Origin of the sequence: Nocardiopsis algeriensis, from assembly GCF_014203695.1 — a bacterium.
Classification (GTDB): domain Bacteria; phylum Actinomycetota; class Actinomycetes; order Streptosporangiales; family Streptosporangiaceae; genus Nocardiopsis; species Nocardiopsis algeriensis.
The window spans coordinates 269,189-287,372 of record NZ_JACHJO010000008.1 but is presented as its reverse complement, the minus strand read 5'-3'; the positions used below and the strand labels follow the sequence as shown (position 1 = coordinate 287,372).

Genomic DNA, 18,184 nt, shown 5'->3' with positions numbered 1-18,184 from the left:
GGGTGGCCGGGGTCAGGGGGCCTTGTCGCCGGGTCCGGGTTCAGGTGAGCGCCGCGGCCAGGACCAGGGCGATCGCCACGTGCGCGCTGGCGCTCACCCAGGTGGCGGGGTGCGGCTCGCTGTCGCTGATCATGTGGGCGATCTTGGCCGGGATGAGGAGGTCGATGACCAGGAACGACAGCGCCATGACGCCCAGGCCGATCAGGCCGTAGACGGCGGTGGAGATCAGGCCCGCGCCCAGCCCCATCTCGGACTCGCTGGCGAGGATCGCGGAGGTGATGACGATGGCGGCGCCCAGTGTGTTGGCCGACACCAGGATCACCGCGTTGGTGTTGCGCTCCTCCCAGATCAGCTTGTGCAGCTTACCGGGGGTGAGGAGGTCGATGAGCAGGTAGCCCACCACGAGGATGAGGGTGCCCACACCCCCGTAGGCGAGTGTGGCGAGTGCGTTGAAGAGGATCTCGTTCATGGTCCTGTCCGCTGGTCGGGGGATTTCCGGTCGGGTTTCTCGGTGCCGCGGGGGCTGCCGGCAGGGGCCTACTTGCCGAAGCCGCTGCCGCCGCCGCGGTAGCTGCTGCCGCTGCCGTCGTTGTACCTGCTGCTGCCGCTGCCGCCGCCGTAGTAGTTGTTGCTGGTGCTGGTTCCGCCGATGAAGAAGAACCCGCCCCCTCCGGAGCCGGAGTTGTTGTCGTCGTCGCAGGAGCTGAGCAGTATCAGGAGCAGCAGGATCACCCCGATGACGACGATCACCGTGATCAGCTTCTTCTTGTTCTCCTCGTCGCCGGAGAAGGAGTTGTGTGACTTCATGGCGCGGTTCTCTCTGACGTGGGGGGTGCGGTCACTGTGGAAGCGGTCGTCACCAACTCACCGCTCTGCGGATAGGCGTGCCAGGTGCGCCAGCGGAGGGAGCCGCGGCCGGGCAGCAGGTGCAGCCCGGTGACGGCGAGCTCGTCGCCGGGGAAGGAGGCGAGCAGGGCGTGGGGCCGGTCGTCGGCCTCGCGGCGGATCCGCTCCACCCGCCGGGCGAGCTCGGCGCGGGACAGGTGCTCGACCTCCGAGGAGAAGCGGTAGGAGCCGGCCCCCGGCAGCGGCCGCTCGGCCCCGCCCGGAAGTCCGCCCTCGACCCCTGGCAGGCACGCGACCGTCTCCAGCAGTTCGCCGCCCGGTGCCTGCACCAGCACCTGGTGGGAGGCGCCGAGCACCCGGAGCTCGATCCGGGCGCCGGCGTGGCGGACCGTGCGGACGGCCAGAGGCTCGACCAGGGGATGGCCGAGCGTCCACACCAGGTCGGAGGCGCTGGTGTCGACGAAGGGGGCGCTGATGCTCGTGAGCATCGCCCTTCAGCTCCCGGGGTAGATGGTGAAGGTGCCGGGCTCGACCTTGGTCCCGGTGCTGACCTCCCAGGAGCCGTGGTCGAAGCGCTCGAAGGCCAGGAGCTTGCCGTCGGCGGACTCGTAGTCGGCGTAGTCGAACCCGCCCTGGGACTTGAGGCCGGTGGTGCCCTCGGAGCGGTAGGAGCCGCTGCCCTTCTCCTCGAGCCGGTAGGTGGTCCCCTCCAGCTCGATGCTCTTGCCGTGCGGGGTCAGGTCCAGGTCGGGGCGGCCGGTCCACAGGGCGATCTCGATGTCGGGGTCCTCCTCGACCGAGAGCCAGCGCTTGCCGCCCTCCACCTCGAGGAAGTGCTCGGACCAGGTGTAGCCGCCCTCGGACAGGCGCAGGCTGCCGCGGATCCAGGTGCGCTCGACCCCCCAGTCGACCATGTCACCGGCCTTGAGGGTGCGGGGGTCGCCGGCGGTGCTGTCGGCGGTGTCCGCGAAGGGGTCGCGGGGCGCGGCGGGCGGCGGCGGTGCGGGGGTGCTCTTCTTCGACCGCTGGAGGTAGACCACCACACCGACCACGACGGCGGCGGCGATGACCACCAGGAGCAGAATATCCATGGACAGTGTTCCTCAATTCGCTTCGGGACAGCCCCGTAAGCCCTTGTTGTCCGTCATTGTCCTCGGGCCGGGCAATCCTACAAGCTGGTCAGACGCAGGAAACGAACACCAGGTTCCCTTTATGTCCAAAAACGGCCGCCCCAGGGCGAAACCGGTACTCAGATCTTTTTTTCGCACCACCGCGCGCACGTCACGGCGCGTGCGGACCGCCTGCCCCCGCGTACGGATCGCCCGTCTCCACGGGCAGGGAGTCGTCGCCTCCCCACAGGCTCCAGGAACCCGGGTAGAGGCGGGCACCGGAATGACCCGCGTGCTCCAGGGCGAGCAGGTCGTGGCAGGCGGTCACCCCCGAGCCGCAGTAGACGGTGACGGTCCGCGTACCGTCGGCGCCCAGGGCGGCGAAGCGCTCGCGCAGGGCCTCGGGAGAGGCGAGCAGGCCGTCGGGGCCGAGGTTGCCGGTCCACTCGGCGCTGCGCGCCCCGGGGACGTGGCCGGGCCGGGCGTCGACGGGCGCCGGCTGCTCCCCGGTGTAGCGGCCGCGGGCACGTGCGTCGAGGATCAGCTGCCGGGGGTCGGACGTCCCGGCCAGGACGGTGCCGGTGTGCACGATCCGGTCGGCCGGCCAGTGCTGCGGGGTCCGGTGCACCGCCGGGGGTGTGTGCTCGCCCTCCTCCAGCTCGCCGGCCCAGGTCTGCAGGCCGCCGTCGAGGAACGCGGCGGGGGTGCCCAGGACGCGGAGCATCCACACGAGCCGCGCCGCGACCGAACCGCCCGCGTCGTCGTACACGACCACCCTGGCCCGGTCCCCGATGCCCAGGCGTCCCAGGGTCCGGGCGAAGTCGGCGGCCGAGGGCAGCGGGTGGCGCCCGCCCTCGGGAGAGGCCGGGGCGGCGAGGTCGGTGTCCACGTCGGCGAACACCGCCCCCGGGATGTGGCCGGCGAGATAGGCTTCGCGCCCGGAACGGCCGTCCATGTACCACCGGGAGTCGACCACGGACACGTCGTCGCGGTGGGCCAGGAGCCAGTCCGAGGACACCGCGACAGGCAGGGGCAAGGGTTCCGTCATGCCCTCAGCCTAACCAGGCGGTCCGCATCACCCCTGGTCGAGGCGGTGGATTCTCAGGATCCACCACAGCCCGAGAGCCGGCAGGACCAGCGGGACGAAGAAGTAGCCGCTGCCGAAGCCCGACCACACCGTGTCCTCGGGGAAGACCTCGGGGAGGAAGAGGCTCGCGGCGCCCACGACGAGCACGCCGACCATCTCGACGGTGCACGAGACGAGGGCCACCCGGCGCGAGGTGCGCCCCGCGCGGGCGAGGCCGACGGCGGCGACGAGGTAGACCGCTCCGGCGAACACCGACAGGAGGTAGGCGAGCGGGGCCTCCTCGAACCCGGTGGCGAGCTGGTAGGTGCCGCGGGCGGTCGCGGCGAGGGCGAACACGCCGTACACGGCGACGAGGAGCCGCCCCGGTCCCGTGCGCAGGTCCTTGGCGGTGGTGGGTGCGGCTGTGTCAGACAACGGGGTTCCAGAGCTGCTCGAGGCGGACGAACAGGACAGGGAGGATCAGGCACGCGAAGGCGATCACGGCCGGTCCCCACTTGGTGCGCTCCATGAAGCCCCACACCGCGCAGGCGGGGGGCAGGAGGACGACGGTGGCCAGGTAGGAGACGAACATGGCCGTCTCGGCGGGGCGGTCGCCGCCCGCCATGGTGATACCGGTGGCGACAGCCTGGCCGATCACCAGGAGCCACAGGATCCCCATGCCGACCAGGTGGGGCACGAGCATGGGCCGGTCCCGGAAGGTCGACACCAGGCACCACCCGGCCATCGCCAGCGACACCATCTGAATCGTCATGGTCAGCCAGTCGACCACGCCGCCTCCGCTCGTCCCGTTCTCCGCCGCACCGGCAGTCCTCTACTACACAAGGTAGTACGACCTGGGCACCCGGCTGTCCCCGGCCCGGGGCCAGGACGTTCCTCCGGTGGCCGGCCCCGGTTCCCGGGCGGGGCGCTCTTCCGATGCCCGGGTCGCGTGGGCTACGGTGCCTCTCATGAGCGCAGCGCCCGACGAGAACACGATGGCGCCCTCGGGGATCTGCCGGGCGGGCCACCACATGTGGCGGCACGACCCTCCCGGGGGGAGGCGCAGAACCTGCGTTCGCTGCCGGTCCATGTCGATGACCAGCTACCCCTGCGGCGAGGACTGCCCCGAGTGCTTCCCCGAGGCACCCGCACCCCTACCTGGCCTCCAGGGGGAGTAGCAGGGCGTCTCGGACCCTGCTCCACTCGACCGCGGCCAGGCCGCCCGCGCCGAGGTCCTCGGTCAGGGCCTCGATGGACCTCAGGTCGTACTCGTCGGTGAGCTCCCTGTCCCCGTCGCGGTGGTCGAGGATCAGACCGCAGACATAGCGCCGGACGGTGTCCACACCGATCGCGGCCGCCGACCGCGCCGCCTCGTGCCACCGCGCGTCGTGCGGGATCCAGGACGCCACGACTTCGGTGGGAGTGGGGTGGTAGTCCATGGGCACAGGCACAAAGTACCAAGGACGGGTCCCGGACGGAACGGTCGGCGGCGGAGGGGCTCCCCCGGGCAGGGCCCTGTCCGATATCTTCCTGTGAGCCCTACGTGTGGGTGCACGGCACCTGCGCACCCCCCGCGCCCTCGAGCACGAGACCGGAGCACCTCATGGCCTATCCCAACGACCCCTCCGGCCCCCAGCCCCCGTACGGAGGCCCTTCCGGAGGCCAGCCCCCGTACGGGAACCCGCCCGGCGGACAGCCGCCCTACGGAGCCCCGTCCCCGTACGGGAACCCGCCCGGCGGACAGCCCCCGTACGGGAACCCGCCCGGTGGGCAGCCGCCGTACGGGGCAGGCGGTTACGAGGCCTACCCCGGCGCCTACGGCCCCCCTCCCGGAGGGCAGCCCCCCAAGCAGGGCATGTCCACGGGCACCAAGGTCGGCATCGGTATCGGCGGCTGCTTCGGCCTCGTCCTCGTGGTGCTCCTCGTCTTCGGCATCATCGCCCTCGCCTCGGGCGGGGACGAGACCGACACCGCTTCCCAGAGCAGTGGTGAGACCGGCGCCGCGGAGGAGGGGGCCGGCGGCGGGGGCGGCGCCGAGGCGCCCGCGGCCGAGGGCGAGGTCTCCATGACCGCAACCCGCGCCGGCACGACCGGAGACGTCCTCGAGCCGGACTCCGTCTACACCGTCGTCGACGTCACGATCACCAACAACTCCGACGAGGCGCTCGACATGAACCCCCTCTACTTCACCGTGGTCCTCGACGACGGCACCGAGACCAACGACTGGGGCGCCAGCCTCTTCGCCGACATGACGCACTTCGAGACCGGCAGCCTCGCCCCCGGCGACAGCGTCAGCGGCCAGGTCGCGGCGGTCGGCGAGGTCGTCGTCACCGAGGTCCGCTACGACCCGAGCTTCGGCATGAAGGACCCCATCGTCACCCAGGTGCAGTAAGGCGCTCCGTGTCCGGAGCCCGCTGGGCGACAGGCGCTCCCGCCTCCGGCGGGGGCGCCTCTCTCATTCCCCCAGGGCCGCCAGTGCGGAGACCGCTCCCAGTTCCCAGCACGCCTCGCGGTCCTCGGCGCCGGGGTCCCCGACGACGGTGACCGGCGGACGGTGGCGCCGCCACCCCATGCCCTTGGCGATCGACTCCACCGCGCGCACCGCACCGGAGGTGTCGCTGTTGCCGTGGACGTACAGGGACCAGGGCACCGTCCGCCCGGCCGACAGGCAGGGGTAGTACACACCGTCGAACCAGTGTTTGAGGGCACCCGACATGTAGCCGATGTTGGCCGGGGTGCCGAGCACGACGGCGTCGGCGGTGAGCGCGTCGTGCACCGAGGCCGCCAGGGCGGGCCTGGCGAGGACCTCCACCCCCTCGACCTCGTCGGTCCGCGCCCCCTCCAGGACGGCCTCCAGCAGCTCCTGGGTCGCCGGGGACACCGTGTGGTGGACGATGAGAAGACGTGCCATGGCCCCACAGTACGGCGTGGTGACCGGGGAGCCCCCTCTCCCGGACGCACACTGGGAACCGGGAGGAGGCCGGGCACGACCATGGAGCGAGCGCACGGACCGGAGGACCCGGGGCCCCGCGGCACCGGGGGCAGGCGGTCGCCCTGGCTGTACACGGGGCTGGGCTGCGCGGGGCTGCTCGCCGTCGGACTCGTGCTCACCCTGCTGACCTTTCTCGCCCTCGACCGCCGCGAGGACGGCGACGCCCGGACCGCCGGGGAGGTCCCCGGACCGGGTGACACCGTGTCGCACGAGGGCATGTACTTCAGGGTCGCCCGCACCGAGGTGCTGTCGCGGATCGACGGCCTGGTCCCCGGGGGCGAGTTCCTCGTGGTGCACCTGGACGTAGCCGGAACGGGCCCCGACCAGCAGTTCTGGCGGGACGAGCAGCACGTGTACACACACGCGGGGGTGCCGGTGGAGGAGGACCCCGAGGCCACGGGGCGCCTGGGAGGACCGATGTGGGTGACCCTGCCCGCGAACGGCCGCGCCGTGCGGACCACCGTCGCCTTCGACGTCCCCTCCGCGGAGGAGATCTCCCACATCGGGCTGAGCGCCCGCCGGCGGGGCGGCGGCGAGACCGTGGTGTCCCTCACGCACTGACCCCCGCCCGGAGCCCGATCCTGCGGCGGGGAGCGGGTCGGCCGCATGCCAAGATGTTCCCCGGCCCGGAGGCGGTCCGGATTTTTCCGGTGCCCTCCCCGGTTCCAACGTCCGCGGGCCCAGTGCCGTGTCCGTGTACGGATCCCCCGCACCAGCGAAGAACAGGGTGTGTCTTGACCCAAGCTCCACCTTCCCGGGAACCGGCCGTCCTCGCCCATGCCGACGGACGGGTCTCCCTGGCCGAGGGCACCGCGATGCCCGAGAGCCCCTTTGTCAACACCGACCTCCAGCCGGTACCGCTCTCCCGGCGCACCTGGGGCACCGGCAGCTTCTCGGCCCTGTGGGTCAGCATGTCGGTGAGCATCCCGGCCTGGACCCTGGCCAGCGGTCTGATCGCCGCCGGGATGGACTGGCGCCAGGCGATGCTCGCCGTCGTCCTGGGCAACCTGATCGTGCTCGTGCCGATGGTGCTCACCGGCCATGCCGGCGCCAAGTACGGCATCCCGTTCCCCGTGTTCGCACGCGCCTCGTTCGGTCTGCGCGGCGCCAACCTGCCTGCCCTGCTGCGCGGCGCGGTCGCCTGCGGCTGGTTCGGCATCCAGACCTGGGTCGGCGGACAGGGCGTGTACGTCCTCCTCGGCCGCCTGGCCGGGGAGAGGTGGCTGGACGCCGCCGAGGTGGGCGGCAACCCGTGGACGCTGTGGCTGTCCTTCGGCCTGTTCTGGGCGGCGCAGGTCCTCCTCATCCTGTGGGGCATGGAGGGTGTGCGCAAGCTCCAGGTGTGGTCGGCCCCGCTGATGGTCGCGGGCGGCCTGGCCCTGCTCGTGTGGATGGCCGCCGAGGCGGGGGGTCTGGGCGTCATGCTCGCCGGGAACCCCGAGGGTATGGACTGGGGGCCGTCCTTCTGGGCCCTGTTCTTCCCGTCGCTGATGGGCGTCATCGGCTACTGGGCCACGCTGACCCTCAACATCAGCGACTTCACGCGGTTCGCCTCCTCCCAGCGCGCACAGATGGTCGGCCAGACCTTGGGCCTGCCCACGACGATGACCCTCTTCTCACTGCTGGCGGTCATGGTCACGGCCGGCACCGCGGCCGTCTACGGCGAGCCGCTGTGGAACCCGGTCGACGTCGTCGCGCAGATGGGCAGCGGTCTCGGCCTGCTGTTCGCGGTCTTCGTCGTGCTGCTGGCCGCGGTCTCCACCAACATCGCCGCGAACCTGGTCGGCCCCGCCTACGACCTGGCGAACCTCAAGCCGAGGTGGATCAGCTTCCGCACCGGGGCGCTCATCACCTGCGTCCTCAGCCTGCTCATCTTCCCGTGGAAGCTGCTGGAGAACGAGAACGTCTACATCTTCACCTGGCTGGGCACCGTGGGCGGTCTTCTCGGCACCGTGGCGGGCATCCTGCTCGCCGACTACTGGCTGGTGCGTCGCACCCGCCTCGACCTGCCCGGCCTGTACCGGCGCGGCGGCGCGTACTGGTACGCGGGCGGCTGGAACTGGCGCGCCCTGACCGCTTTCGCCGTCGGCTCGCTGCTGGCCGTGGGCGGTTCGCACTCCCCCGAGGGCTCGGGGCCGTTCCCGTCCGAGGGCCTCGTCCCGTTCCTGGCCCCGCTGGCCGACTACGGGTGGGTCGTGGGCCTGGTCAGCGCCCTGGTCCTGCACTGGGGCCTGAGCATGCTCTTCCCCGCTCCCGTCCCCGGCGGTGACGCCGAGGACAGCCGGCGGAACGAGAAGGAGACCGCGGCGGCCTGATCCGCGCCCCCGCCCGAGGACCCCGCGCCGTGCCGGTGCGGGGTCTTCGTCCGTGTCCGAGGACCGGGGTTGTCCCGCAGCCTCTTCAGCAGATCGCACGCAGAAACCGAGGAGCGGGGAGTGACGGGCGCCACTGACGTATGGAGGTTGTCAAGAGTTGGTGTTCAGAACTGCATAGCTTGTACACCAGAAGGGCAACAAGATGTCGATCCAGGGCAAAGTACCTGCTCTCTGGGCCCAGAATAGGGAAAGCTCGGGCAGACGACCCGATCTTCCCTTCTCAGTCGCTCTGACCAGGTGTCCCTCTGTGCCCATCTCTGTGTCCGCGCCGCATGTCCCAGGGCGCTCCTCAAATTCTCCTGCCGCAGCACAGCCCTCGGCGAAGAACACCTACCGACCGGAGATCGAGGGCCTGCGCGGAGTCGCTGTCCTCCTCGTGGCCGTGTACCACATCTGGTTCGGCACCGTCTCGGGTGGCGTGGACGTGTTCCTCGTCCTGACCGGCTTCTTCATCACCGGTTCGCTCGTACGGACCGTCGAGCGCCAAGGGAAGATCAACCCCCTCAGCTTCCTGACCCGCCTGGCCAAGCGCCTCTTCCCCTCCGCCGCTGTCGTCATGGCGGGCATCCTGGTGGCGGCTCTCCTCTTCTTCCCGAGGTCCCGCTGGCCGGACATCATCGCGGACACCTTCGCCTCAGCCCTGTACGTCCAGAACTGGAACCTGGCACTCAACTCGGTCGACTACCTCGCCCAGAACAACGCGGCCAGCCCTCTCCAGCACTTCTGGTCCTTGGCGATCCAGGGGCAGTTCTACCTTCTGTGGCTCGTGCTGGCCATGGCAGCGGCCGCCTTGGCACGGCGCTTCGGGCTGCGGCTGCACAGCGCGGTACTGGGCTACTGCACCACCGTGCTCGTGCTGTCCTTCTCGTATTCGCTGTACATGACCCACCACAACCCCGAGTGGGCCTACTTCGACACCTGGACCCGCCTGTGGGAACTGGCCCTGGGCGGTCTTCTGGCCATCCTCCTTCCTCGCATGCGGGACCTCCCCCGGCGGCTGCGGATCCTCATGGGCTGGTTGGGACTGGCCGCCCTGTCTCTGTGCGGGCTTCTGGTACCCGTCGACATCCATTTCCCCGGCTTCATCGCCCTGTGGCCCGTCCTGGCTGCCCTCATGGTCATCCTTGCGGGAAACACCGGTAGCCGTGTGGGCGCGGACCGCCTGCTCACCTGGGCCCCGCTGACCCGCCTCGGCGGTATGGGTTACTCGCTGTACCTGTGGCACTGGCCGATCCTCGTGACCTACCTGGAGATGACCGACCGGGTGAGGCCGAGTCTGACCGGAGGCGCCTACATCCTGGCGCTCTCCCTGCTGCTGTCGTGGCTCACCACCCGCTTCGTCGAGGGCGGGGTCACCCGCGTCACCCAGCGCTTCCCCAAGCGGCGGGTCTCCCTCTCTCTGGCTGCCGCATTCCTGGTACCGGTCCTGGCAGCCTCCCTGGGATGGCAGCAGCACATGGAGCGCCAGACCGAACTGATCAGCGTCCACAGCCAGGACACGACCCTCTACCCCGGTGCGGAGATCATCGCCAACCCCGCCCTCGCAGAGGATCTGCCTCAGCTCCCGCTCTTCCCGCAGCCCGAGGACGCTCGTGAGTCCACGGTCGTGGAGACCGACGACTGCAACGTGGGTATCCAGGGAAGTGAGCCGATCGTCTGCGAGTTCGGACCCGACGACGCCGACCACACCATCGCCCTGGTGGGAAGTTCCCATGCCCGGCACTGGTTCCAGGCCCTGGAGCAGATCTCCGAGAAACACGGATGGCGCCTGGTCACCATCCTCAAGAGCGGCTGCCAGTTCAGCACCGACGAGCAGGTGCACAGGGGCGAGCCCTTCACGGACTGCACCGAGTGGAACAACGCCACCTACGAGCGAATCGCAGCCGAGCAGCCAGACACCGTGTTCACCTTGGCCTCCCTTAGTGATGCAGGAGGCGACGGAGCCGAAGAACTGCCCGAGGGCTACCGCGAGCGGTGGCGGCAGATGGAGGAGCTCGGCATCCGTGTGGTCGCGCTGAGGGACACCCCCCGCCTGGCGTTCGATGCGATCGAGTGCGTGGACAGGAACCAGCGCAACGAATGTGCCACCGAGGTCAGCCACTCCCTGGCGGATGTGCCGCCCTACGAAGGCCTCGAAGCCGAGCATCCGAACGTGCGCTTCCTCGACATGACCGAGGCCCTCTGCCCTTCGGGAAGCTGCCCTGCGGTATTCGGCAACGTCCTCGCCTACCACGACGACAACCATCTGACAGCGGCCTTCTCCCGTTCGCTGGCCCCTGTCCTCGAGCCTCTTCTCCTGGAAGCCGTTGAATAGTCGACTCCCGGCGCCCAGGAGGCGGCGAGAGCGCAGGTCGCAGGCCTTTGTGCCGCGCTTGACACGGAGTGCCCGTTAACACACGTTTTTTACATTGCGTCTAACGTAAGGTGTCTTTGCGCCTCCGAGCAAGCACTGGGCGCCCTCGCTCCCGCCCGAACACGGCTCCTCCCCCAGCGGAGCCGTGCGAGTCGATGCCGTAGCGCCCTCTCGCGTCCAGAAAGCCAAGAAAGAGCAGCCAATGGCAGGTCTGAACAGATTTTCCCGGCGAGTCAAGGCTTACACCAAACGACGTCTGCCCACCCCGGTCAAGACGGGGCTCCTGCGTGCCACGGCCGAGAAACACCTGCGGAACCGGGACGGCCTCGAGATCTCGACCTTCCAGCTGAGTTCCGTCATCGCTCGCAGGTGGGAGGGCGCCTTCTCCATCGACGCCGTACCCGCCACCCAGATCGAGGAGTTCACCTCCCTGCTGAAGGCTCAGGGCGTGGACTACTTCATCTCCCGCTCGAACCAGGCCTACCACCGCTCGGTCGGAGTGCACGAGCGTCATCGCGCCACGGTACTGGGCATCCTCCGCGCGTCCTACTGTGACCGCGGTTACTACATCAGGCAGGACACGGGCTACACCCTCTTCACCGAGAACCTCCTGCTGAAGCGCCGCGAGGACGACGTCTTCCGGCTGGGAGAGTACGTGATCGGTGAGACGGGACCGGCAGTCACAGGCCCGGCCCACGGCTTCAGCATCGAGTTCTGGTGTGAGGGCAAGACCCTCCTGGACGGCTCGGAGCGCAGCAGGAAAAAGCTCGAGAACCTTCGGGTGGTCGTTCCTGAGGACATTCTGCGCGAGTCCTTGGTCGGCCCCCAGCTCAATCCGGTGTGCGAGGTCCTGCCCCCTGAGGCCTGCAAGCCGGCGAGCATCACTCTGGGCAACACGGTTCACCCCACGTTGGAAGCCTTCACCTGGGACCTGGCCACGGACATCAGCTTCCCGATCGACGCCGTCTACACCTGGGTCGACGGTGACGACGAGGAATGGGCCGCCAAACGGAACGCGTACCTGGGCGACAGCGGACGTCTGAACCCTGATTCGGCGTCGAAGGCGCGCTACACCAGCCGAGACGAGCTCCGCTACTCGCTGCGTTCCTTGGAGATGTTCGCTCCCTTCATCCGCAACGTCTACATCGTCACAGACGGACAGCGCCCCTCTTGGTTGCGTTCGGACCACCCCCGCGTACGGGTTGTGGACCACAAGGAGATCTTCCGTGACCCCTCAGTGCTGCCCGTTTTCAACTCCCATGCCATCGAGTCCCAGCTGCATCACATCGACGGGCTGGCGGAACACTACCTCTACCTCAACGACGACGTCTTTTTCGGCCGCCCTGTCGCGCCCACGAAGTTCTTCCATCCCAACGGACTCGCCAAGCTCAACCCCTCGACCTACCGCTTCGGTCTGGGAGCCGCCGGGGTGGAGGACCAGCCCGTGGACGCCGCCGCCAAACAGAACAGCGTGCTGATCAAGGAGCGCTTCGGCAAGGTGCCCACCACCAAGTTCAAACACACCCCCATCTCCCAACGCCGCTCGGTCCTGGAGGAAATGGAGAAGGAGTACCCGGACGTCTTCCGCCGGACGGCCGCATCCCGGTTCCGACACCCTGAGGACCACTCGATCCCGTCGTCCCTGCACAACTACTACGCGATGCTGAGCGGGCGAGCCGTGTTCGGGAGCCTGAGGTACACCTACCTCAACCTGGCCAACCTCGAGGCGGTACAGGAGCGCATCCATGAGCTCCTGACCCACCGCAACTACGATTCCTTCTGCGTCAACGACACCACACCGGCGGAGGACGACACCAGCGCCCGCCACATCGACCGTTTCTTGAAGGATTACTTCCCTTTCAAGAGCAGCTTCGAGAAGTAGGACACCGGTTCACCGGCATACTCCGGTATCCGTTCCTGTGACAGCCCGGGGCAGAGGATCGTGCAGAGCGCGCCTCCATCCCCCACCCCGTGGGCAGAGCAGAGATCGCCGGGCCGATCTGCTCCTCTCCGCGTCGATGGCGCTCCTGCCGCCCGGGAACAGCGGCGGCCCCTCCCCGAGGACACCGGCGATGACCCCTGCCTCCCCACCATCGGCTCCGGGGCCGGGACGGTTCCCGAGGAGGCCTCTCCCCGTGGTACGAGCCCGCACACGCTCTCCAGAGCCTGTCTCTGCGGCCTGTACGGGAGCCGGGGTCGGAAACCCGGGAAGAACCGCGGCGCCGAGCAAGCCGTCGGGGAAAGTCCCTGCACCGTCTGCGGGCAGGAGAAGGGCGTCGAGGGGCAGAGTCCGGCCAGCGGCCTTGACGCCCTTCTGACAGCGCCCTCGGCCCGCCCGGACGACGAAGAGGGTTCCCTCGTCCGCAAAATGGACGTCCCCGGCTCACCACGAGGCCCCTGCCCGGGTCGCTGTCGGCGCACGGCTCCGAATCCTCACACAGGCCTCAGAAGAAGCCCTCTTCCGGCTCGTCCGGCGGCTGCTGGGGGACACCGACACCGAACTCGCCGTCCTCGTCGTAGAAGTGCTCTTCGCCTTCTGTGTAGAGATCCTCGCCGTCGCTCTGCACCTGCGCACCTGCCGACCGCTCGTGCGCGCCGTGACGGAAGGCGTCGGCCTTCGCCGTACGCGCGACCGATGAACTCCAAGAAGAGTACGAAACCACACACAAAACAGACAGCACCGAGCAAAGGCAACGGCGGCCGCCCCTCACCTCGGGGAACGGCCGCCGCAGACGGTCGAGGCTACTCGCCCTTCCAGACGGGGGCGCGCTTCTCGGCGAAGGCCGCGGCGCCCTCCATGGCATCCTGGCTGACGAAGACGGGACCCGCCAGCTCGTTCTGCCTGTCCCACATCTCGGCCGTGGACCAGTCGTCCGAGGACGTGATGATCTCCTTGGAGACCCGCACGGCCAGCGGACCGTTGGCCGTGATCCGGGCGGCCAGTTCCCGGGCGCCCTCCAGGGCCCCGCCCGGGGCCGTGACCCGGTTGACCAGCCCCAGGTCGGCCATGCGCGGGGCGTCCACGAAGTCGCCGGTGAGGGCGAACTCCATGGCCAGGTTGCGCGGGATGCGGTGCTGCAGGCGCAGCAGACCGCCCGCGCCGGCCACCAGTCCCCGCTTGACCTCGGGGATGCCGAACCTGGCGTTCTCGGCCGCCACGACCAGGTCGCAGGCCAGCACCGCCTCGAAACCGCCGGCGAGGGCATAGCCCTCGACCGCGGCGATCAGCGGCTTCTTCGGCGGGGCCTCGGCGAAGCCGCCGAAACCGCGGCCCTCCACCATCGGGACCTCGCCCTTCATGAAGGCCTTCAGGTCCATCCCGGCGCAGAAGGTGCCGCCCGCGCCGGTGAGGATGCCCACCGTCAGGTCCTTGCGCGAGTCCAGGTCGTCGAGCGCCTCGGCGATCTTCGCGGCGACCGCGGCGTTGACCGCGTTCTTGGCCTCGGGCCGGTTGATGGTGATGACGGCGACGCCGTCCTCGGCCGTGTAGAGAACCTCGTCGGACACTGTGCCTCCTACTTCGGCGGCATGCGCAGGCCACCGTCGATGCGGACGACCTCGCCGTTGACGTAGCTGATCTCCAGCAGGGCGCGGGCCAGCTTGCCGAACTCGGCAGCGGTGCCCAGGCGCTTGGGGAAGGGCACCGGGGCGGCCAGGCGCTTCTTGAACTCCTCGGAGGCCTCGCCCTCGCCGTAGATCGGCGTCTCGAGGATGCCGGGGGCGATGGTGTTGACCGTGATGCCGACGGCGGCGAGGTCGCGGGCCGCGGGCAGGGTCATCCCGATGACGCCGCCCTTGGAGGAGGCGTAGGCGATCTGGCCGACCTGGCCCTCGATGCCGGCGAGCGACGCGGTGTTGACGATGGAGCCGCGCTCGCCGTCCTCGTTGACCGGCTCGGTCCTGGCGATCTCGGCCGCGGCCAGGCGCAGGACGTTGAAGGTGCCGATGAGGTTGACCTGGATGACCTTCTGGTAGCTGTCCAGGTCGTGCGGGTTGCCGTTGCGGTCGACGGTACGCGTCACCCAGGCGATGCCGGCGCAGGAGACCGCCGCGCGCAGCGGCTTGCCGGTGTCGACAGCGGCCTGGACGGCAGCCTTGACCTGGTCCTCCTGGGAGACGTCGGTGGCGACGAAGACACCGCCGATCTCCTTGGCGACGGCCTCGCCGCGCTCGGCGTTGAGGTCGGCGATGACAACGGTCGCACCGGCGGAGGCGAGTTCCCTGGCGGTGGCCTCACCGAGGCCACTCGCACCGCCCGTCACAAGGGCGGAGATTCCGTTCAGATCCATGGCCCGCACTCTACAGAGGATGTGACCTCCACCCTAGAACCGGGTTCGGTGAAGTTACGGGTCCTTGGTCCCGACCGCTCACGCCTCGGACGGGGGGAAGGCGTGACGGGCCAGATCGGCGGCACCGACGAGCCCGGCCTCGTTGCCCAGGGCCGCGGCGACCACCCGGGCCTCGGGTCGGTAGCCGCGTCCGGTGAGGCTGCGGGCGAAGGCCGCGCGGGCGGGCTCCAGCAGCAGCTCCCCCACCTCCGACACGCCGCCGCCCACGACGAACAGCTCGGGGTCGAACGCGGCCGCCAGATTGGCCAGGCCCAGGCCCAGCCACTCCCCCATGTCGCGGATCAGCTCGGTGCAGGCCCGGTCGCCCTTACCGGCCAGTTCGCTCACCAGCGGGCCCGTGATACGCCGGACGTCGCCGCCCACGGCCTGGTGCAGCGCCTCCGCCACCGGAGACTCCGCCAGCACCAGTTCCCGGGCCTCCCGGGTGAGGGCGTTGCCGCTGGCGTACTGCTCCCAGCACCCGCGGTTTCCGCACTCGCAGCGGTGCCCGCCCGGTACCACGGTCATGTGGCCGAACTCGCCGGCCAGCCCGTGGCGTCCCCGGTACAGACAGCCGCCGAGGACCACCGCCCCGCCGATGCCCGTCCCCAGGTTCACCACCACGACGTCGTCCACGCCCTGCGCTGCACCCGTGCGCACCTCCGCCCAGGCGGCGGCGTTGGCGTCGTTCTCCACCACCACCGGCAGCCCGAGCCGCCGCGACAGCGCCTCGCGCAGCGGCTCCTCCCGCCACGACAGGTGGGGGGCGAACAGCACCGTCGCGCGCCGCTCGTCGACGAACCCCGCGGCGCCCACCCCCACGGCCCGCACCTGGGCCTCCGCCCGCAGCTCCTCCACCACCGAGACGATGGTGTCCTCCACGACCCTCGGGCTCTTGCTCCGCCCGGGCGTCTCCGTGCGCAGGCGGGCCAGCACCCGGCCGTCCGGCGCCACCACTCCCGCGGCCACCTTCGTTCCCCCGATGTCCACGCCGACCGTCGGCGCGTCCCCGTACCGCGTCCCGGCCATGGCTCCCCCGCTCCCCGACAACACCCCACACGACAACGCGCGCCCGACCACAGGAAGTGCCCGGACGCGCGCGGAAAGGAAGATCACCCCAGTGCGGAGCGCACCACACCCGCCAGCCGCTCGGCCACCGCCGCGGCCTGTTCCTGCTCGGGCGCCTCGACCATGACGCGCACCTTGGGCTCGGTGCCGCTGGGACGGAGGAGCACCCGGCCGCTGTCGCCCAGCTCGGCCTCGGCCTCGCGCACCGCCGCCGCGAGTTCCTCGGACTCGGAGACGCGGGACTTGTCCACGTCCGGAACGTTGACGAGTACCTGCGGCAGCCGCGTCATCACCTTGGCCAGCTCCGCCAGGCCCTGGCCGCGGCGGGCCATCGCGGCCAGCAGGTGCAGGCCGGTGAGCACACCGTCCCCCGTGGTGGCGTGGTCCAGCAGGATGACGTGCCCGGACTGCTCGCCGCCCAGGGTGAACCCGCCGCGCCGCATCTCCTCCAGCACGTAGCGGTCGCCCACCGCGGTCTCCACCACGGCGATGCCCTCGCGCTCCATGGCCAGCTTGAGGCCCAGGTTGGACATGACCGTCACCACGAGGGTGTCCTCGGCCAGCCGTCCCTCCTCCTTGGCCTCGGCGGCCAGGATGGCGAGGATCTGGTCGCCGTCCACCACGTTGCCCTCGGCGTCCACAGCCAGGCAGCGGTCGGCGTCGCCGTCGTTGGCGATACCGGCGTCGGCGCCGTGCAGGCGCACCGCCTCCTGGAGTGCCTCCAGGTGGGTGGAACCGCAGCCGTCGTTGATGTTGTAGCCGTCCGGGCCGTCACCGATCGCGACGACCTCGGCGCCCGCCCGGCGCAGCGCCTCGGGGGCGACGCCGCAGGAGGCGCCGTGGGCGCAGTCCACCACGACCTTCAGTCCGTCGAGGCGGTGCGGAACCGACGCCAGCACGTGCGCGATGTAGCGCTCGGCGCCGTCGGACGCGTCGGTGACCCGTCCCACGCCGTTCCCCACGGCAGGGGTGGAGGGCACACCCAGGAGGCCCTCGATCTCGTCCTCCAGGGCGTCCTCGAGCTTGTGTCCGCCCCGGGCGAAGAACTTGATGCCGTTGTCCGGCGCCGGGTTGTGGCTGGCCGAGAGCATCACGCCGAAGTCGGCGTCCAGCTCACCGGTGAGATGGGCCACGGCCGGGGTCGGCAGGACACCCACCCGGACCACGTCCACGCCGGTGCTGGCGAGGCCGGCGACGACGGCGGCCTCCAGGAACTCCCCGGAGGCGCGCGGGTCCCGGCCGACGACGGCCCTGGGGCGGCGGCCTCCGATGCCCGCGGCGAGCACCCGCGCCGCGGCGATGGACAGTTCCAGGGCGAGCGACGCGGTCAGGTCTTTGCCGGCGACGCCGCGTACCCCATCAGTTCCGAACAGCCGTGCCACAGGCGACAGCCCCTTTCGACATGGGCGCCCTACGTGGCGCCGGTGAAGTGCAGAAGCAGCGGTTGGGTCCGCATGAAGAAAAGGCCCGTACGCCGCCCCGAGGGGCGACGTACGGGCCGGGGCTCAGCCGAACAGGGGTCGGCGCATGAGCGTCAGCGCTTGGAGAACTGCGGCGCCTTGCGGGCCTTCTTGAGACCGGCCTTCTTCCGCTCCACCTCACGGGCGTCGCGGGTCAGGAAACCGGCCTTCTTGAGGGTCGGGCGGTTGTTCTCGGGGTCCAGGAACGCCAGCGCACGGGCGATGCCGTGGCGCAGTGCACCGGCCTGGCCGCTGGTGCCGCCGCCGTTGAGGCGGGCGAACACGTCGTAGGCGCCCTCGAAACCGAGGGAGACCAGCGGCTCCTTGATGGTCTGCTGGTGGACCTTGTCCGGGAAGTAGACCTCGAGCGGCTTGCCGTTGATCTTCCACTCGCCCGCACCCGGGGTGATGCGGACCCGGGCGACGGCCTGCTTGCGGCGGCCGGTGCCGGCGCTGGGGCCGGACGCGGTGGGAACGTAGGCGGCGACCGTCTCCTCGGACTCGCTCGTGTACTCGGAGGGGAACTCCTCCGGGTTCTCGGCGTACTCCTGCTCGACGTCTTCGATGCCGGTGGGCTCGACCACGGT

General features: G+C 70.1%; 20 protein-coding genes. 5 read left to right on the top strand and 15 right to left on the bottom strand.

Annotated elements, in window-relative coordinates; translation table 11 throughout:
• Positions 1 to 40: 40 nt before the first annotated feature.
• The 8 genes from FHS13_RS14950 to FHS13_RS14915 form a co-directional block, all read right to left on the bottom strand.
• Entirely contained in the window at positions 41 to 469 is a 429-nt protein-coding gene (locus FHS13_RS14950) for a DUF350 domain-containing protein (RefSeq protein WP_184292495.1), read from the bottom strand.
• 68 nt (positions 470 to 537) lie between these two features.
• Positions 538 to 807 (bottom strand): hypothetical protein, encoded by a 270-nt coding sequence (locus FHS13_RS14945; RefSeq protein WP_184292494.1) that lies wholly within the window; start codon positions 805 to 807, stop codon positions 538 to 540.
• The gene (locus tag FHS13_RS14940; RefSeq protein ID WP_184292493.1) at positions 804 to 1,334 is read right to left on the bottom strand and encodes a DUF2617 family protein; all 531 of its coding nucleotides are present in this window, start codon (positions 1,332 to 1,334) and stop codon (positions 804 to 806) included. The genes FHS13_RS14945 and FHS13_RS14940 overlap by 4 nt, the downstream gene beginning before the upstream one ends.
• Before the next feature lie 6 nt (positions 1,335 to 1,340).
• The gene (locus FHS13_RS14935; protein ID WP_184292492.1) at positions 1,341 to 1,937 is read right to left on the bottom strand and encodes a DUF4178 domain-containing protein; all 597 of its coding nucleotides are present in this window, start codon (positions 1,935 to 1,937) and stop codon (positions 1,341 to 1,343) included.
• A 190-nt stretch (positions 1,938 to 2,127) separates the two neighbouring features.
• Entirely contained in the window at positions 2,128 to 3,003 is an 876-nt protein-coding gene (locus FHS13_RS14930; protein WP_184292491.1) for a sulfurtransferase, read from the bottom strand.
• A 27-nt stretch (positions 3,004 to 3,030) separates the two neighbouring features.
• Entirely contained in the window at positions 3,031 to 3,456 is a 426-nt protein-coding gene (locus FHS13_RS14925; protein WP_184292490.1) for a hypothetical protein, read from the bottom strand.
• On the bottom strand, positions 3,449 to 3,811 hold the full coding sequence (locus tag FHS13_RS14920) for a hypothetical protein (protein WP_184292489.1): 363 nt from the start codon (positions 3,809 to 3,811) through the stop codon (positions 3,449 to 3,451). The genes FHS13_RS14925 and FHS13_RS14920 overlap by 8 nt, the downstream gene beginning before the upstream one ends.
• A 364-nt stretch (positions 3,812 to 4,175) precedes the next feature.
• Positions 4,176 to 4,460 (bottom strand): hypothetical protein, encoded by a 285-nt coding sequence (locus FHS13_RS14915; RefSeq protein WP_184292548.1) that lies wholly within the window; start codon positions 4,458 to 4,460, stop codon positions 4,176 to 4,178.
• Between the two features lie 164 nt (positions 4,461 to 4,624).
• On the opposite strand from FHS13_RS14915, the gene FHS13_RS14910 reads away from it, so the two are divergent.
• Complete coding sequence (locus tag FHS13_RS14910; RefSeq protein ID WP_184292488.1) at positions 4,625 to 5,413, top strand: DUF4352 domain-containing protein; 789 nt, start codon at positions 4,625 to 4,627, stop codon at positions 5,411 to 5,413.
• A gap of 63 nt (positions 5,414 to 5,476) precedes the next feature.
• On the opposite strand, the gene FHS13_RS14905 is transcribed toward FHS13_RS14910, so the two are convergent.
• Positions 5,477 to 5,932 (bottom strand): flavodoxin family protein, encoded by a 456-nt coding sequence (locus FHS13_RS14905; RefSeq protein ID WP_184292487.1) that lies wholly within the window; start codon positions 5,930 to 5,932, stop codon positions 5,477 to 5,479.
• An 81-nt stretch (positions 5,933 to 6,013) separates the two neighbouring features.
• Between FHS13_RS14905 and FHS13_RS14900 the strand changes: the two genes are divergently transcribed.
• From FHS13_RS14900 to FHS13_RS14885, 4 genes are all read left to right on the top strand, one after another.
• The gene (locus FHS13_RS14900; RefSeq protein WP_184292486.1) at positions 6,014 to 6,574 is read left to right on the top strand and encodes a hypothetical protein; all 561 of its coding nucleotides are present in this window, start codon (positions 6,014 to 6,016) and stop codon (positions 6,572 to 6,574) included.
• Positions 6,575 to 6,747: 173 nt separating this feature from the next.
• Complete coding sequence (locus tag FHS13_RS14895) at positions 6,748 to 8,328, top strand: NCS1 family nucleobase:cation symporter-1 (protein ID WP_246405296.1); 1,581 nt, start codon at positions 6,748 to 6,750, stop codon at positions 8,326 to 8,328.
• 307 nt (positions 8,329 to 8,635) lie between these two features.
• Entirely contained in the window at positions 8,636 to 10,702 is a 2,067-nt protein-coding gene (locus tag FHS13_RS14890) for an acyltransferase family protein (protein WP_343065036.1), read from the top strand.
• A 241-nt stretch (positions 10,703 to 10,943) separates the two neighbouring features.
• Positions 10,944 to 12,623 carry a stealth family protein gene (locus FHS13_RS14885; RefSeq protein ID WP_184292483.1) on the top strand — a complete coding sequence of 560 codons (1,680 nt, stop codon included), beginning with the start codon at positions 10,944 to 10,946 and terminating at the stop codon, positions 12,621 to 12,623.
• A gap of 562 nt (positions 12,624 to 13,185) precedes the next feature.
• On the opposite strand, the gene FHS13_RS14880 is transcribed toward FHS13_RS14885, so the two are convergent.
• The 6 genes from FHS13_RS14880 to rpsI all read right to left on the bottom strand — a co-directional run bounded on the left by FHS13_RS14880 (position 13,186) and on the right by rpsI (position 18,181).
• Positions 13,186 to 13,422 (bottom strand): hypothetical protein, encoded by a 237-nt coding sequence (locus FHS13_RS14880; RefSeq protein ID WP_184292554.1) that lies wholly within the window; start codon positions 13,420 to 13,422, stop codon positions 13,186 to 13,188.
• Between the two features lie 61 nt (positions 13,423 to 13,483).
• Positions 13,484 to 14,248: a crotonase/enoyl-CoA hydratase family protein gene (locus FHS13_RS14875; RefSeq protein ID WP_184292482.1), complete on the bottom strand. Its 765-nt coding sequence runs from the start codon at positions 14,246 to 14,248 to the stop codon at positions 13,484 to 13,486.
• An 8-nt stretch (positions 14,249 to 14,256) separates the two neighbouring features.
• Positions 14,257 to 15,030: an SDR family NAD(P)-dependent oxidoreductase gene (locus tag FHS13_RS14870; protein ID WP_184292481.1), complete on the bottom strand. Its 774-nt coding sequence runs from the start codon at positions 15,028 to 15,030 to the stop codon at positions 14,257 to 14,259.
• A gap of 78 nt (positions 15,031 to 15,108) precedes the next feature.
• On the bottom strand, positions 15,109 to 16,098 hold the full coding sequence (locus FHS13_RS14865) for an ROK family glucokinase (RefSeq protein WP_184292480.1): 990 nt from the start codon (positions 16,096 to 16,098) through the stop codon (positions 15,109 to 15,111).
• Positions 16,099 to 16,181: 83 nt separating this feature from the next.
• Positions 16,182 to 17,519, bottom strand: coding sequence for a phosphoglucosamine mutase (glmM, locus tag FHS13_RS14860; protein WP_184292479.1), 1,338 nt, complete (start codon positions 17,517 to 17,519; stop codon positions 16,182 to 16,184).
• Positions 17,520 to 17,671: 152 nt separating this feature from the next.
• Positions 17,672 to 18,181, bottom strand: a complete 510-nt coding sequence (gene rpsI / locus FHS13_RS14855) for a 30S ribosomal protein S9 (protein WP_184292478.1) — start codon at positions 18,179 to 18,181, stop codon at positions 17,672 to 17,674.
• Positions 18,182 to 18,184 lie beyond the last annotated feature (3 nt).

Excerpts from the sequence above, each read along its gene's own strand:
- FHS13_RS14950 (WP_184292495.1), bottom strand. The coding sequence starts at position 469 with ATGAACGAGATCCTCTTCAACGCACTCGCCACACTCGCCTACGGGGGT.
- FHS13_RS14945 (WP_184292494.1), bottom strand. The coding sequence starts at position 807 with ATGAAGTCACACAACTCCTTCTCCGGCGACGAGGAGAACAAGAAGAAG.
- FHS13_RS14940 (WP_184292493.1), bottom strand. The coding sequence starts at position 1,334 with ATGCTCACGAGCATCAGCGCCCCCTTCGTCGACACCAGCGCCTCCGAC.
- FHS13_RS14935 (WP_184292492.1), bottom strand. The coding sequence starts at position 1,937 with ATGGATATTCTGCTCCTGGTGGTCATCGCCGCCGCCGTCGTGGTCGGT.
- FHS13_RS14930 (WP_184292491.1), bottom strand. The coding sequence starts at position 3,003 with ATGACGGAACCCTTGCCCCTGCCTGTCGCGGTGTCCTCGGACTGGCTC.
- FHS13_RS14915 (WP_184292548.1), bottom strand. The coding sequence starts at position 4,460 with ATGGACTACCACCCCACTCCCACCGAAGTCGTGGCGTCCTGGATCCCG.
- FHS13_RS14910 (WP_184292488.1), top strand. The coding sequence starts at position 4,625 with ATGGCCTATCCCAACGACCCCTCCGGCCCCCAGCCCCCGTACGGAGGC.
- FHS13_RS14905 (WP_184292487.1), bottom strand. The coding sequence starts at position 5,932 with ATGGCACGTCTTCTCATCGTCCACCACACGGTGTCCCCGGCGACCCAG.
- FHS13_RS14900 (WP_184292486.1), top strand. The coding sequence starts at position 6,014 with ATGGAGCGAGCGCACGGACCGGAGGACCCGGGGCCCCGCGGCACCGGG.
- FHS13_RS14885 (WP_184292483.1), top strand. The coding sequence starts at position 10,944 with ATGGCAGGTCTGAACAGATTTTCCCGGCGAGTCAAGGCTTACACCAAA.
- FHS13_RS14870 (WP_184292481.1), bottom strand. The coding sequence starts at position 15,030 with ATGGATCTGAACGGAATCTCCGCCCTTGTGACGGGCGGTGCGAGTGGC.
- FHS13_RS14865 (WP_184292480.1), bottom strand. The coding sequence starts at position 16,098 with ATGGCCGGGACGCGGTACGGGGACGCGCCGACGGTCGGCGTGGACATC.